Origin of the sequence: Pseudomonas sp. MAG002Y, from assembly GCF_019400845.1 — a bacterium.
Lineage (GTDB): Bacteria > Pseudomonadota > Gammaproteobacteria > Pseudomonadales > Pseudomonadaceae > Chryseomonas > Chryseomonas luteola.
In genome coordinates, this window is record NZ_WOEJ01000021.1 from 67,407 (window position 1) to 82,187 (window position 14,781).

Sequence of the window (14,781 nt, forward strand, 5' to 3'; positions counted from 1 at the left end):
GGTTCTCACATATCACAAGGACGGTAAGCGATATGGTAGTGCCTCATCATGAGCAGGCTCAGGAAATGATTTGCGCAGGGTTAGCGCCCCTTGTCTGTCATTTCACACCCAAAACAACTCTCGGTTTCATGACCTTTACTGCATCCGACGAATCGGGTCGCATCGTATACAGGTCAGAACGACTGGTGCCCTTGTTTTACGCCAATCGGCGTGCGCTGCGTCTTTACTTATGTAAAGTAAGAAGAGAGCTTACCAATAAGGGATTCTCCCTAAACGCCTGGGATGACAATGTTTCCCTACAAGACCTGGGAAACTGGTCTGAGCGACTGAACTCCAGACGTAACAGTCGGACTCGCTAATGCTATGTCAGTATGAGGTGTGTAGTTACCTCATATCCTCTTATAAAAGAACGCCTGCAGGGCGTTTTTTTATAGCTTGACCTCCCTAAGCCATGTCTGCTTTAACACAGCGGCTACGCCACGTCTTTCAGCGCATCCTTATTTATCCTAGGTTACTACGTCTACCCTAGCTTACCTACCCGTGTCCAACAAGGCATGCCGCTTGCGAGTCTCAATAAGATTAAGCAAGAAAAAGCATTCATTTGGAAAGTTATTTGGTTACCCTGTCGATAGAACAGCTATCCATATCTGCTGAGTCACGCTTAATAGATTCCCTAGTAGGGACTTAATAGTTATGCATATTGCCCTATCGTATAAATAGACTTTAAAAGAATTTAATAAACGCAAAGAACAGGTCGTAGCTTCCTATAACATTAATTCCCTACTAGGGACTCTACTAATCCTCTAAGCATACCAAACCTCAGTATTTTCCCTACTAGGGACTCTTAAGGAGATATAGACCTAAAACATCCTGACCAAAGCCAAATAACCGTTAAAAGCAGTATGTTTGTCTGTTACGATTACTCCAACACATGGCCTCAACGAAGAGGATAGAAAATGGCCCGGAGTGGATCGGCTGTGCAGAAAGAAGAGAAGAAAACGGTTGTAATCGCTATCGCCAACCACAAAGGCGGAGTTGGCAAGACGACAACCTGTATCAACTTGGCAGATAACCTGGCACAAATGGGAAAACTGGTTTGTGTCGTAGACATGGATCCCCAGGCTAACGCAAGTCAACATATCGGGATGTCTCACCCTGCTGAGATAAATTATACAACAGCCGAATTACTGACGAATCCTGAACTACCACTCACCTATTTTGTTCATGATGAAACTAGGATCGATGGCGTTGCACTTATCTATGGAAGCATGGCTCTGGATAATGCAGACGATGCACTTCGCATGGAGCCTCGCCCTAATGAAGTATTACGGGACCGGCTTCAGCCTCTACTGGGTAAAGCGGATTACATCATCATTGATTGCCCGCCTAGCCTTAGGCTTCTGACTTCCAATGCATTGGCCGCGGCGACCCATTTATTGATTCCCGTAGAGTCAGGATCGCCTTATGGCTTGTACGGCCTCGCTGATCTGACCAAACGAGTTCAGCAGATCACGCGGATCAACCCGACATTGATCAACTTAGGCGCACTGCTGATTCGTCATGATGATCGTCAGCTGGTCTGTCAGAACATCGAGCAAAAAGCGATGGGCCTATTTGGCAAGCTTGTTCCAGTAAAGATAGGAACAACAACGAAGATCAACCAGTCATCAACCGTTCAAACCTCCCTGCGGATGTTCGACTCAACGAACAAAGTGGCTAAGCAGTACAAGGAATTGGCCAAGTACATCGACAAAGAGACCGCAGCGTAAGAGCATATTATGGAAAAGAAATCGACTTCCTCACAAAACGCACCCAAGCAAAAGTTGGGCTCCATTCTCGCTCAGGGCTTGGTCAGCCAGATATCTCGTCATTCGGCGGTTCAACAGGTAGAGAATTTAAAGTCCCATCGAGTACCGCGCTCGATTCCTGTCGATCTGGTTGACGCTAACCCCTATCAACCTCGCCTGGTTTTTGACGAGGAATATATTGAAGAGCTGGCATTATCGATTGAAGAGGAAGGGCTGTTAAGTCCAATCAACGTTCGAATCGCTGGTGAGCGCTATGAGCTAATTGCCGGAGAGTGCCGACTACGTGCTCACAAAAAGCTTGGCAAGAAATATATCGATGCCCTGGTAGAAGTCGTCGATGATTTCGAAAGCGCACTGCGCAGTCTGTTCGAAAATATACACCGCAAGGACCTCTCGGACTTTGAGAAGTACCATGCTATTACCCGAATGCGCACCTCGTTCACTCAAGTCAATGATTTGCAGCGCAAACTGGATATCAGCAAATCTCAGCTCTACCGCATCATGGCTTTTGGCGCTCTGCCAGAGTCGAGCCTTAATATGCTCAAGGCCAACCCCAAAATGCTGGGCGCGAACGCAGTAGATGCGTTGAAACCTGTTATTAAGGAAGTTCAGGCAGCAGGTCTTGATTATGAGTCTGCCTTGAACAAGGCCCTTAGAGATCTGGCCAACGGAAAACTGGCACAAGCTGGGCTGGCCAAACGTATTCGTGAAGACTTGCTGACCAAATCAGTCTCTGCACCCAAGGCTTCGACGCCCAGTGAAGATATCGTTATTGGTGAGCGAAAGGTCGCACGCGTTTCCACCAAGAAGGACAGGGTGATATTTGAGCTGGACCGCAAAACATTTAGCGATGACCAACTCAAAGAGCTAAGAGCTCTGATCAGTAATCTGGCTGAACAGGGAGCAGAACCTCGTGAGTGATGAGAAAGAGCCAGCCGCTCCTGAAAAAACGGAGCGTAAAGGCAGGTCCCCCCGAGAAACAGCACTTACTCGCATACAACAGCGCGCTGAAAAGGTAATCGAGGAAAAGGTCAATCAACTGCCATTATGGGCAGATGATTTACGCAGTGCGCCCAATGAAATGCTGCGTAGTGCGCTGTTTACGGTTGGTAACCGAAACCAGGCCCGCGAGTTCATCAATGGGCGTGAATTGCACTGTTACGGTAACGCAAGAATCTACTACACCGGCCAGGAACTTCGTCAGGAAGACGATATGGATGTCTGGCTGCAGGTTGTCCATATGGCTCGTACAGAGAAGCTTGGCAACCGAGTGAGTTTCCGCCCTTCGGAAATGAAGAAGGAATTGCGCTGGCCGAGAGGGAAAGACTACACCCAAAAGCTCCTGAATGTATTGGAGCGCCTCAAAGCGACGTCTGTTCGTATCGAATCGACCCGCCTGGGTAAAGGGGTGGGCGTCTCTCTATTGCGGCGTTTTGAGTACACAACAGAAGAAGGTGATTTGAGCGACACGTGGCATGTCGAAATTGAGCCAGAAATGGCTATTCTCTTTGCAGCCGATGTGTATACAACACGTCTCGATTGGCAGTCACGCCTGGAACTACGTCCGCTGGCTAAGTGGTTACATGGCTTCTATGGTACCCATCGTGAGCCCTATGGCATTAAGGTAGAAACCATCCGGGAATCATGTGGATCCAAAGCCAAGACAGAGGCAAAGTTCAAACAGATGTTGCGGGACGCACTCGATGAGTTAAAGAACATCGATTTTCTCAAGGAATGGGATATAGGCAAAGACAATATTGTAAGGGTAGTCCGAAACAACAGGCCCTTACTAAAGAGCGAATAACGTAAAACTCTCGAAAAACGGAGCCTAGTGGCTCCGTTTTTTTATTAAGTGTTTTATTCTGTATGCCTATTAACACCGATTCATGCCGCTAAATCATCTAATTCAGGGGTTTTATAGCGGTCGAGAACCCATTTTAGGATCTTGTAAGAGTAAAAGACGGCGAAAATGTCAGGATGAGGTAGTTTTTCTGCTGAAACCGGAGGTTTTCCAAGCTGCATGTCAGGATGAGGTAGCTTTTAAGCAGCGAAAGGGCATGGCTTGACAAGTATGCGCTGGAAATAATGGCGACATTTTAAGCAAATGACTACTTACTCTACGTCAATTCTATAAAAAGTCTTTATAAATCAATGTCTTATGAAAAAATACCTCATTTTGACATTGGCTTTGTATTAGCTAAGTAAACGGAGCGAAGGTACTGCAAGCCTAGGGAAAAGTTAAAAACCGCTTAAAAATTAGGGAGTTATCACCAAAAAAGGAGGGCTCACCCTTGTTTGATGGCCTCAAAATGGTCTGTCAGACCGATTGGGCAATGGAACAAAGTACTTAAATATCAGTAACTTATGGAAAACCATACCTCATAATGACATATGATACGTCATAATGACGTATCTATACCTCATAATGACTTAGGTATTGAATATTAAAAAAGTGTTTAAAAATCAATGAGTTACGTTGTTAAGAAGGGCTTTAGGGTACGATATACGTCAACATGACGCATCTATACGTCATGTTGACAGGCACATACCTCATGTTGACGTATATAAACGTCATGTTGACGTTTCCACATACCCAATAAAACCCTTATATATCAATAAGTTAGCAGTTATATCCACAGCCCTTAACCGTTCTTTAACCTTAAATAACCATCTTTTAACCCATTAAAGTGTATTTTTATGGGTAAAGCGATTTGTTTACAGTGCTGAGCGAAGCTCATGAGTCTGTACAGAAGACAGAACGTGGGTGAAATGAGAGGGTAGAACCTCCTATAGAAGTCGCGTTCTACCTCAAGCTGACAATATTAATAAACGGTCCTGGGATTATTGATTACACAGGCCCATGCTTCGGCCTGCACAGTCGAGACAATCCATACTGTTTGAAAGAGCCATGACTTCAGCACGTTTGTCTATCAGGAAGGGAATCACTTGCACCTATTATACTCGTAATAATACCACTCCATACAGGAATTTATACGATTAAGCTTGCAGATACCTCATATTGACTTTAAAAGCTTTCATTCCAGGGTACAGGTAAAGTAATCACGATAAACAGATGTTAATATGAGGTATATATGAGGAGTGGTATTAAAAGAAATGCCTGAAAGTATCGAAACTGCTTATATGCACCTTAAGCAGGCTGTCGCCGATTTGAATTCGCGATGGTCTACCTGTGTGGTTTCAGGTGAGGTGTGGTCATTGCCGACACTCACTGAGCAAGCTGCACCGAAAGCGATTACTCCCGTGTCCGTGCGAGGTAGGCAGGCCATTGAACTCAGCCAAGCAGTACTTCAGCAGTTCGAACGGGAAGCCGATCAGGCTCCGGGAACAGTCAGGCGTTTGCCAGGCTGGTTTCTGCTGAGCGAATCAATGCTGGAGCCGATACGACAGGTCAATCAAATGAAAGGGGCTGTAGAGGCTGCTATTGAGCGTGTAAGGCTGAAGCAGGGACTGGCTGAGACGGCGCGTACCCGTTTGGTAAGAGAGGCCCTGGGAGCGAGTATCAGCCTTAAACAACTAACACGTCATATACAGGCCTTTGATGCGACACCGCGGCTGTTGAGCTTTACCTGGGCAGGCCATACCGGCAAGACCAAGCGAGTACCCGTGGGGGAGGTGAGACGTCGGCTGGAGAAGCTGGCTCAGCTACAGGCACAGCGTGAGGGGAGCGATATTGAAGGGACACCAGCAGGCGCGGCCTTGAGGGTGATCTTCAATCTGGCCGATCATGCCCGGCTGGTAAAGGTCGAGAAGGTAGCGCCTCACCCAAGAGTCAATGTGTTTTTCAGTCATCGCTCTCGCTACGACGCCATGTTGCACGCCAACCTACCCCTGTTCTTTTTGGCGGGTGAGCAGCCTACAGAGGTGGTGGGGTTAAAGAATTTCAATATCGAAAACCGCATTGCACTACGGCGCAGCAACAAGAGCAGCCAGCGAATTCCTGTACTTCCCGAATACGGTCTGTATATGGATGAGGACGAATTGTGGGGGAGGTCGCGTCCTGGCCTGGAGGTCAGTCCATTAGTCGTTGAAAGCACCTACCGGGCCCGGACAGGGTATAAGCCCTGAGAAATGAAAAAGGCCTGCTTCAAGCAGGCCTTTTGTTACCGCGTCGGACGTCTGTCAGTTCACAGCGTCTTTCAGGCCTTTGCCAGGCTTGAAGCCAGGCACTTTGGCAGCTGCGATTTTAATGGTCTTGCCAGTCTGAGGATTGCGGCCTTCACGGGCGGCGCGCTCTTTGACGGTAAAGGTACCAAAACCAACCAGAGCAACATCGTTACCCTTGGCCAATTCCTGGCTGATAGTGTCGGTGATGGCGGTCACAGTTGCTTGAGCTTGAGCCTTGGTTAGGCCTGCTGCTGCAGCCACTTGATCGATCAATTCCCCTTTATTCATGCAAATACTCCAGAGTAGTCAGTTGTCTTGATGGAATCGCGGCCTTGCTTTCCATTATGCGTTATCTCTCATCCCGGATGGTATAGGAAGCCTGCCAAAGAGATAAGGCTCTTCAACAGACAACCTGATGCCCAATAAGGTCTTTTTCTCATCCAACAGCGTGAACTCCTTTTCATTCTGCTCAATGGAACTGTCAGGATGAAGTGTATCCCGCTCAGCATACCGTATTCCGGCCTTATGGCTGGAGTTTCTCTGAGACAACGGGGTAACGGTCCCACACACGCTGATCACTGAGCGAACGCACCAATTTGACATACTCGGCATGGGACCATGCCAGGGGCGTTGCGCTGTCAGTCCCCTTGCCCTTGGTATATTGATGACGTTCATTATTACCCACGCCGTCCCATACCTGTTCGGGAAGCATGAACCCCTGATTGGCGAAAAGCTCCATGGCCTTGACGTAGGTGTCACGGATTCCCTTTAACTGATCCTCGGATAAGATCTTTTCTCCACCCGGCTGCTGCGCTTTGGCAAGTGCCAGGGCGTAATGGCCGCGCTCGCCTGTGAAAATAGGCCAGACACGGCCACGCAACCCTGAGTTCATGACCGGCTCTTCAGTCGCGGGATAGTTGATACCCGTGGTCTCACTTTCACCGTAGCCATCGTTTCCGTAGCGTCTCCAGCCGGGAAATTCTCCTGAAACGCCCGGGTAGGTAAAGGTGTACTTGACCCTGAGGTTTTCCGGAATGGCTTGATTGTCCAGTACGTTCAGGCTATTGACGATGTGGGTGTCTGTGGCTGGACGAACACCGTAACGGACAAGCTCCAGAAAGCCCGCGTCCAGTATCTGGTTTTCTGGAAGGCCTGGCCGGCTGTTGTTGTCCAGCAGCATCCCGCCGTCGTCAGGGTTATCGTTTTGTGTGATCCGCAGGTAATAGCGCTTGTCTCCAAAAACACCTTTTTGTGTAAACATGCTGGATTCGATACGACTGGAGTAGCGCCTGGCAGTATCCAGGTAGGATTTGGCTCCTTCCTGGTCACCTGCCTGGGTGGCCAGTTCCGATGCGGCTACAAGACCTGCAATGACGGCCGCGGTGGTAGAGGGGGAGTAGCCCCATTGTTCCTCCCAGCGATCCTGCTGTGTTTGTGGAGGTTTTACGGTCCAGTCATTCCAGCCCAGCCTGACCTGCCCACCTTGAGCCAGGAAGTCCGCGGCCGGTTTGAGCATCTCCCGATACCACCGGGTGATGTCGTTGTCAGAAAGCACGCCATTTTTCCAGAGCTTGTAGCCCAGCATGATCGGCATGGCGGTTTGATCGAGCTGAACACCTACCCATTCAATCGTGCCGTCGACATGGGTCTTCTGAAGAAACCAGCCGGTTGCTCCAGACTCAGCGCTTTTCTGGGCACTCTCTTGCTTTTGCTCATGGATATAGGCAGAGCCATCTGCCTGCAGGGGAGGTGTGTCTTTTGTGACCTGGACCTTTTTCAGATATTCAAACGCTACCCTGGAGGTCTGTGTATCGCCCAGAGCCAGCAGAGCCATGGCACATTGGTAAAAGTCCCGTGGCCAGACGGCCTTGTAGCCGGTAGTGCCTTTGGTAGCGGGTACCGTTTCACCCCAGGGGTTGGACAGCGAGGCGATTAGAGCGCCTGCATGAGTCTTGTCTTCCTGGGCTTTCAGCACCATCGCACTGACATTGAGCAGCTTGCCGTTATCTGTCGTCTGTTGCCGCATCGTTGGCAGACTGGTCAGCGAGGCCAGATAGTCCTGCCAACCTATAGCATCTCCCTCACCGTTATAGTGCGCAAGCACATGTTCGTAGCCACGCTGCAAGGTGCTATCGGCTGCCTGGTCTGCAGCCTGTCGAGTACGACCGAATCCGACTACGACATCGACGGTGGTCAAGTCCCCCGTACGGGGTATCCGGGCCATCATGGCTACATTGCCGGGTGTATTGCCGGTAGTGGTATAGCGTGACTCGAGCGATCCTTTCTTGCGCAACTCCTCAAGCCCATCCGAGACTCCGGCAAAGCCCACGGTTGGTAGCTCCAGATCACGACTAGCCTTGATCACCAGAGTGGTTTCCTGTTCCTGGGCATACAGTGCGTTTCGCTCTGTAAAGGCATGATCACCGCTTCCGCTGTTATTTATGGCAGGGTCAATATGGAGATAAGCCTCGAGTGCAGGGTTGGTACTGCGAAAGATGACTCGCATGACCAATGCGTCGGAGTCTGGATCAGTGAATACATGCTTTTCGATTTCATACTGGCCGTTTTTGGCGCGATTGATCAGCCGGTAGGCCAAGGACGTAGGTCTGCCCTCGCTGTCGGTAGAGAGATAGTGCGTTTCGCTGGTCGTATCGGCTTCTTCAAGATCGACAAAGTCAGGTCCTTTTACCACTACCTGCATTGCACGCAGCTGTGCCTCATGTATCAGGCCGAACATGGTTTCTGTCACGATGCCGTTGGCCAGGGAAAACCACACCCTGGACACCTGTCCTGTCGCGGCATCGCTGGAATAAGCCCCGTTATGGTATTGCTCATAGGACGTTCCGATGCCAGTCTTGCCTGAATACGACCAAAAGGGCGATTTACCCGGTGCCCCGGGTGCAACAGCCGAATCGGCAGCGACGGCAGTGGAAAGGCTTACACACAGGGTAAGCAGGCTGTTTCGAAGCAACGTGATGCGCATAGGACCTTCTTGCTTTTCTTATGAGGTAGGGGAGCACGCTGCGGCTATAGAGCGACGCCCCTGCGAGGATGTCGAATAAGCGCAGCGCCAGTCCTAGGCAACTATAGACAAGGATTATATGACTGCCCAGTCATCTTGAGAGTGAGGGGAAAAAGAGCAGCCAGCAGGCGTTTGCCTTGCAGGCTGTTTTTTATTTAACGTACGCGTCTTTAATGCGACCGCTACGGACGTAACGCCATGACTATCGAACCGGCTAGCCTTGCTCACTACATCGACCACACGCTACTGGCTGCCAATGCCTCGCGCGAACAGCTTCGGCAGCTGTGCCAAGAGGCGCAGCAGTATGGGTTTTATTCCGTATGCGTAAATTCGGCGCATGTGCCCTATGTGGCTCAATGCTTGAAAGAGGCTCCGTCGCGTGTGTGCGCTGTAGTGGGGTTTCCGCTTGGAGCAGGGTTAAGCGAAACCAAGGCGTTCGAGGCCGAACGTGTCATTGCAAATGGTGCTCAGGAGATCGATATGGTGCTGAATATCGGTTGGTTGAAGGATAGTTTGCTGGAAGAGGTCCGCAGCGACATTGCGCAGGTACTTGCTGCCTGCGGTTCCGTTCCGCTCAAGGTCATTCTGGAAACCTGCCTGCTGGATGATCTGCAGAAGGAGCAGGCTTGTGTGATCTGTCGGGAGCTGGGCGTTGCGTTTGTAAAGACGTCTACCGGTTTCAGTCATCAGGGCGCAACCCTTGAAGATATTCGCCTGATGCGCCGAGTCGTCGGGCCTGATATGGGGGTCAAGGCTTCGGGCGGTGTTCGGGATTACGCCACCGCCGTTGCCATGATTGAGGCGGGTGCTACCCGCCTTGGTACCAGCTCTGGTGTGGCGATCGTACAAGGGGCGGGATCAGACAAGCCCTACTAACCGCTGCGTATGAGCATGCATTCCAACAGATGGCCCTATATCACCCAGCCTAGCTGCTTTCCCGCACAACCAGCTCAAATCCCAGGTCGATCTGGGTTGGTCCGGTACGTTCTGCCATCAGGTCCAGAAGTAACGTGGCGGCTTGATGACCTACGGCTTCCCGGGGTGTCCGGATGGACGTAAGGCGTGGCACCATGTGGGCCGAGGCCGGCAGATCATTGAAGCCGACCAGGGCGACCTGATGGGGAATGGAAATACCCTGGCGCTGGGCCTGAAAGATCGCTCCGTGTGCCAGGTCATCGTTACAAAAGAAGATCCCATCCACGTCAGGATGCCGGTGCATGAGATCGGTGAACAAGGTAGCTCCCAATTCGATCGAGGAGGGCCGGACATCAAGTATCTCCAAAGCAGGATCATACATGCCGGCTTGCTGTAGGGTTTCCCGGAATCCATCGCCACGCCTTAGCGCGCGTGGATCGAGCTGGGCCGCAATATAGGCAATGCGTTGGCGGCCACGCTCAATCAGGTGCCGGGCCGCCGCTGCCCCCGCAGCATATTGAGAGAAACCAGCGCTGCACGTAGCCGTATCCGCATCCAGTTCCATCATATATACGCAAGGAACACGACTGCCAGCCAATAGCTGACGTGAATGCTCCGTTCTGTCAAAGCCTGTCAGTAGAATTCCCCTGGGCTGATACGCCAGATAATTGCGAATCAGGTTTTCTTCTTCTTCAGGCGAGTAGTGATAATTGCCAATCAGTACCTCCAGCCCGTGAGGTCTTAAAACCTGATGGATAGCTTCCAGACTCTCAATGAATAGCTGGTTTGACAGCGAAGGGATCAGCACCACAACGGATTGACTTTGTGCGGAGGCCAGGGTGCGGGCGGCAGGGTTGGCAACGTAACCCAGGGCACGGGCGGCCTCGCGGACTTTTTCGACCAGCTCGGGCGCAACCGTGGCAACCCCTCGCAGGGCTCGTGATGCAGTAATGGGCGAAACAGCGGCCAGTCTGGCTACTTCGGCCAGCGTAGGGCGGCCAGTGGTACGGGAACCTGTTCTGGGCATAGGTTAATCAGTGCGTTGTTGTTATGAGTCGTACATCCGGGATATAGTCGTCTAAGGTAGCGCTGTCCAAGAGGGGCTTACAAGCAAATGATTCTATCTGGACGGATAAGGCGGCTCGGGAATGCAGAAGACGAGGCAATTCTTAGCACACCTATGGTTTTGCATTACCATCAAAGCTGAAAGGATTGCGTCTCGCTGAGACAACACTCTCCCTAGGAGCTGGCAGCAGGCTTCTGAATTTTAGATCGGGCCTACACTCCTTCATTAATAATACGTCATAACGTAACCGATTCAGCTGACTTATTGGATTGCTAATCCTCTCAATTTATACCGTGGACGTATCCCATGAAGCGTGCTGCATGGCCTGGCAACGTTATCTTTTCATTTTTCAGTTATGGCTGCCGAGACACCGCCAGCATTACCAGATGCGACGGTAGGCGTCTGGTTTGGAGTGCAACCCGGTGACAGGCTTAAAACCGAAGTTGTAACAGCTCCTTGAGTAGTCTTACGCCTCCGGAAAGGTCTGCCAGCCCAGTCGGGGATAGACGAGGAGGAGGCTCATCGGATGTAAATCTATCTGTTAAGACGCTTTTTTACGGTTGCCCTTTTATTAGTCATATAGGGTGGTACGGTACTGCATGAGCGTGGTGGTTTTACGGAGTAACGTTTGGTCATTCAGCTCCATGACGGAACGAGCCTTTATATCGATTACGGGACGGCTACGTTTCCAACGGACCTGTAATTAGTTGGACTGATTGAGCTGCTATGGGGACTCGCCTCTCTATTTCATGGCGAAGTCGCGGCTGGTGTAGTGGACAACGTCCTGTCAAAACAGTCCCTGCAAGAGCCGATCCAAAATCATCTACGTTTGGGCTACGGCAGCTATGACCTGTGGCAGATGGCCTTTGATGGCGAAGGATAGTTGAAAGAGCAGTTCAGTTTTCAGCTCAACCTTACTCAGTAAGCCAGTAATACCTGAGTAAACCAGGGTTCCCTTGCTAGCCTATATCTGTGCCTCTTTGCTTTCAGGTGTCATGGTGGTGGTCAGCAGCGCCATTGGATTTTTCAGACTAATGCTCCCACATCTGGCGAGGCGGTTTATCGGGGCCAAACATCGGCAACCTTTACCGGTGGCAGCACTACTAGGCGGGCTGTTTCTGCTATGGATTGACATGGCCGCGCATACCTTATTCACATCCGACGATCTTCCTATTGGTATCGCAACGGCTGTTCTGGGCGGCGGTTCTTTCTTATATTGAGGCAGAAACGATGAATCCAGAAAACATGAAGCCTTTGCTCGAAAGGGAGTACATGACACCTACATGTTACTCGATGAAACAGGACGTTTTTCCCGACTAGGGACACCGGATTAGCTAATTACCCTATCAAGCGCATATAGACGCTAGCTATTTGATGGGTTACGTTATCTCATAACATTACCGGTTGGGTGTTTTATGTCAGATCTACGCGTCCCTGTCACGGTGCTGACCGGCTTTCTGGGTTCAGGCAAAACGACGTTGCTCAATCACATCCTTAGCAAGCAGCATGGTATGCGTATTGCTGTGATTGAAAATGAGTTTGGCGAGATCGGCATTGATGACGCCTTGGTGGTTAATGCCGACGAAGAAGTCTTTGAGATGAATAACGGTTGTATCTGCTGCACGGTACGGGGTGACCTCATCCGGATCCTGGGCAACCTGATGAACCGGCGTGACAAGTTCGATCATATTCTGGTGGAGACCACGGGCATGGCCGATCCCGGCCCGGTGGCGCAAACGTTCTTTGTCGATGACGAAATCCGAGCGCAGCTCCAGCTGGACGGCATCATTACCGTGGTCGATGCTCACCATGTCTGGTTGCACCTGGAGGACAGCAGTGAGGTAGGAGAACAGATTGCCTTTGCCGATGTCATCCTGCTGAACAAGACGGATCTGGTCGAGCCCGCCAGGCTGGACGAGCTGGAAACACGAATCCGCAAGATGAATTCGTTGGCTCGTATCCATCGGACCGTCAATGCCGAAGTCGACATTCCTACTGTCATGAACGTGGGCGGCTTTGATCTGGAACGGGTGTTGGACCAACGGCCAGACTTTCTACAGAAGGAATATCCGTTTGAGTGGGCTGGAATCTGGCATTTGCCGGCAGGCATTACCGAGCTCCGTTATGGGGCAGGCCCCGATCCGTTTATTGGCGCGCTGCTGATGCCTGTCAATGGCGACAGTGAGGGTGATCTGGACAGGGCTGTTGTTATCGCCGAAGGAGCCTTTGATCGAGAGGCCAAAAAGATCCGTGCAGGTACCAAGCTGATGCCTGGTCGTCAGGCCGTCAATTTGAAAGTGCCGGAAGACGATGCAGAGCAGACGGTTAATCTGCTGATTCCGGCGGCGGGATACTATGCTCTGGTAACTGAGCATGGGCCCGAAGAGTTTGGGCTGCGACTGGAGCAGTCAGGCGTTCGCCTTGAGCCGAGCAGTCAACGCGAGTTTGCCGCGTCCCATAGCCATGATGAAGAAATCAGCTCTGTTGGCATTACCTTGGAAGGGGCGCTGTTGGAGGCAAAGGTCAATCAATGGCTAGGTCCGCTACTGGCTCGGAAGGGGCAGGACATCCTGCGAACCAAAGGCATTCTAAACATTGCACAGGAGAATCGCCGATTCGTCTTCCAAGCCGTTCATATGTTGCTTGATGGCGGCCCGGATCGGTTGTGGCAGCCCAATGAGAAACGCCAGAGCGAAATCGTATTCATTGGCCGTAATCTGGACCGCGAAGAGCTGATAGCAGGACTGAAAGGTTGCCTGGCATGAGCGACTCCACAGCGGTACAACGCCTGCAGAGCCTCTGGCAAGTGGAGGGTGGCGAGCACATCAACACGCTGGTCTGGTCGCCAGACAATACCCGGCTGGCGACGGCCTATGCAGACGGTTCGGTTGCGGTGTATGACACGGCTAATGGTCGCGAAGTATGGCGTCATGCGGTGCATGGGCTGGCGACCAGTGCATTAGCGTGGTCACCTGACGGTAACCTTTTGGCCAGTGGTGGGCAGCAGGGCGGTATTATCCTGTGGGAACCCGATACGGGCAGTAAAGTACATCAGCTGGATAGCGGACGTAGTTGGGTTGAGTTCTTATGCTGGTCAGCCGAGGGCGGATTGGCTTCAGCAGCTGGCCGGCAGATCCAGCTCTGGACCGCCGAAGGCCAGCTGAAGCAAAGCTTTGGACAGACCGCCAGTACGGTCACAGGGTTGTTATGGCTGGCTGATGCTACCCTGCTCAGCAGCTGCTATGGGCTGGTCAACCAATGGTCTGCGGAGCGTGAGCAGCCCCTGCGGCACTTCCCCTGGAAAGACTCTCTGCTGAGTCTCTCGGTCAGTCCAGATCAGCGGTTTATTGCCGCCGGATGCCAGGCCAATGCTATTCACCTGTGGTATCTGAAAAGCGGCGAAGATTTTCGCATGAGTGGGTACCCATCCAAGGTCAGACATTTTGATTGGAGTGCTGACAGCCGCTACTTCGCAACAGGCGGTGCAGCTTCTCTGATTATCTGGGATTGTTCAGGTAAAGGGCCACAAAGCAGCAAGCCGGTAGTACTGCCCGTACATACCAAACCCATCAGCTCTATTGTGTTCAGCCATGCAGACAGCCGCCTAGCCTCCGGTGGAGACGATGGTCTCACAGTTATTTTTGATCTGGCCCGTGGTCAACCATTGGCAGGCTTGCTGGATGAGGCGGGTGTAAGCTCCATGGCCTGGAGCGAAGATGATCAGGTCCTGGCGATTGGCTACAGTTCCGGCCGCTTGCGGTTGTGCCCGGTGCCTGTGAAGCCTTGAACGCAGCAGTGCAGTACGCCAGGGCGTGCCGCACTGCGTCGGCGGAATTACAGAATTG

At 51.4% G+C, this 14,781-nt stretch carries 11 protein-coding genes; 8 read left to right on the plus strand and 3 right to left on the minus strand.

Annotated features, from left to right (window positions below):
* Positions 1 to 977 precede the first annotated feature (977 nt).
* From GM154_RS22505 to GM154_RS22520, 4 genes are all read left to right on the plus strand, one after another.
* Positions 978 to 1,769: a ParA family protein gene (locus GM154_RS22505; protein ID WP_026004067.1), complete on the plus strand. Its 792-nt coding sequence runs from the start codon at positions 978 to 980 to the stop codon at positions 1,767 to 1,769.
* A 9-nt stretch (positions 1,770 to 1,778) separates the two neighbouring features.
* Positions 1,779 to 2,729 carry a ParB/RepB/Spo0J family partition protein gene (locus GM154_RS22510; RefSeq protein ID WP_010798839.1) on the plus strand — a complete coding sequence of 317 codons (951 nt, stop codon included), beginning with the start codon at positions 1,779 to 1,781 and terminating at the stop codon, positions 2,727 to 2,729.
* Complete coding sequence (gene trfA, locus GM154_RS22515; protein WP_185749714.1) at positions 2,722 to 3,612, plus strand: plasmid replication initiator TrfA; 891 nt, start codon at positions 2,722 to 2,724, stop codon at positions 3,610 to 3,612. Before GM154_RS22510 ends, trfA begins: the two co-directional genes overlap by 8 nt.
* 1,337 nt (positions 3,613 to 4,949) lie before the next feature.
* Positions 4,950 to 5,894 carry a DNA replication terminus site-binding protein gene (locus GM154_RS22520; RefSeq protein ID WP_258019996.1) on the plus strand — a complete coding sequence of 315 codons (945 nt, stop codon included), beginning with the start codon at positions 4,950 to 4,952 and terminating at the stop codon, positions 5,892 to 5,894.
* Positions 5,895 to 5,948: 54 nt separating this feature from the next.
* Here GM154_RS22520 and GM154_RS22525 read toward each other — a convergent pair whose 3' ends face one another.
* Positions 5,949 to 6,221, minus strand: a complete 273-nt coding sequence (locus tag GM154_RS22525) for an HU family DNA-binding protein (RefSeq protein ID WP_010798836.1) — start codon at positions 6,219 to 6,221, stop codon at positions 5,949 to 5,951.
* A gap of 235 nt (positions 6,222 to 6,456) precedes the next feature.
* A complete protein-coding gene (locus tag GM154_RS22530; protein WP_219653429.1) occupies positions 6,457 to 8,916 on the minus strand; it encodes a glucan 1,4-alpha-glucosidase in 2,460 nt (819 codons plus the stop codon).
* Positions 8,917 to 9,153: 237 nt separating this feature from the next.
* Here GM154_RS22530 and deoC point away from each other — a divergent pair, with 237 nt between their 5' ends.
* Positions 9,154 to 9,831 carry a deoxyribose-phosphate aldolase gene (deoC, locus tag GM154_RS22535; RefSeq protein ID WP_219653430.1) on the plus strand — a complete coding sequence of 226 codons (678 nt, stop codon included), beginning with the start codon at positions 9,154 to 9,156 and terminating at the stop codon, positions 9,829 to 9,831.
* A gap of 49 nt (positions 9,832 to 9,880) precedes the next feature.
* Here deoC and GM154_RS22540 read toward each other — a convergent pair whose 3' ends face one another.
* Positions 9,881 to 10,897 carry a LacI family DNA-binding transcriptional regulator gene (locus tag GM154_RS22540; protein ID WP_010798833.1) on the minus strand — a complete coding sequence of 339 codons (1,017 nt, stop codon included), beginning with the start codon at positions 10,895 to 10,897 and terminating at the stop codon, positions 9,881 to 9,883.
* A 1,034-nt stretch (positions 10,898 to 11,931) separates the two neighbouring features.
* Here GM154_RS22540 and GM154_RS22545 point away from each other — a divergent pair.
* The 3 genes from GM154_RS22545 to GM154_RS22555 all read left to right on the plus strand — a co-directional run bounded on the left by GM154_RS22545 (position 11,932) and on the right by GM154_RS22555 (position 14,723).
* The gene (locus tag GM154_RS22545) at positions 11,932 to 12,156 is read left to right on the plus strand and encodes an iron chelate uptake ABC transporter family permease subunit (RefSeq protein ID WP_219653441.1); all 225 of its coding nucleotides are present in this window, start codon (positions 11,932 to 11,934) and stop codon (positions 12,154 to 12,156) included.
* A 195-nt stretch (positions 12,157 to 12,351) separates the two neighbouring features.
* Positions 12,352 to 13,701 (plus strand): GTP-binding protein, encoded by a 1,350-nt coding sequence (locus GM154_RS22550; RefSeq protein ID WP_219653431.1) that lies wholly within the window; start codon positions 12,352 to 12,354, stop codon positions 13,699 to 13,701.
* Positions 13,698 to 14,723, plus strand: a complete 1,026-nt coding sequence (locus tag GM154_RS22555; protein ID WP_219653432.1) for a WD40 repeat domain-containing protein — start codon at positions 13,698 to 13,700, stop codon at positions 14,721 to 14,723. Before GM154_RS22550 ends, GM154_RS22555 begins: the two co-directional genes overlap by 4 nt.
* Positions 14,724 to 14,781: the final 58 nt, after the last annotated feature.

Excerpts from the sequence above, each read along its gene's own strand:
- GM154_RS22510 (WP_010798839.1), top strand. The coding sequence starts at position 1,779 with ATGGAAAAGAAATCGACTTCCTCACAAAACGCACCCAAGCAAAAGTTG.
- GM154_RS22520 (WP_258019996.1), top strand. The coding sequence starts at position 4,950 with ATGCACCTTAAGCAGGCTGTCGCCGATTTGAATTCGCGATGGTCTACC.
- GM154_RS22525 (WP_010798836.1), bottom strand. The coding sequence starts at position 6,221 with ATGAATAAAGGGGAATTGATCGATCAAGTGGCTGCAGCAGCAGGCCTA.
- GM154_RS22530 (WP_219653429.1), bottom strand. The coding sequence starts at position 8,916 with ATGCGCATCACGTTGCTTCGAAACAGCCTGCTTACCCTGTGTGTAAGC.
- deoC (WP_219653430.1), top strand. The coding sequence starts at position 9,154 with ATGACTATCGAACCGGCTAGCCTTGCTCACTACATCGACCACACGCTA.
- GM154_RS22540 (WP_010798833.1), bottom strand. The coding sequence starts at position 10,897 with ATGCCCAGAACAGGTTCCCGTACCACTGGCCGCCCTACGCTGGCCGAA.
- GM154_RS22545 (WP_219653441.1), top strand. The coding sequence starts at position 11,932 with ATGGTGGTGGTCAGCAGCGCCATTGGATTTTTCAGACTAATGCTCCCA.
- GM154_RS22550 (WP_219653431.1), top strand. The coding sequence starts at position 12,352 with ATGTCAGATCTACGCGTCCCTGTCACGGTGCTGACCGGCTTTCTGGGT.
- GM154_RS22555 (WP_219653432.1), top strand. The coding sequence starts at position 13,698 with ATGAGCGACTCCACAGCGGTACAACGCCTGCAGAGCCTCTGGCAAGTG.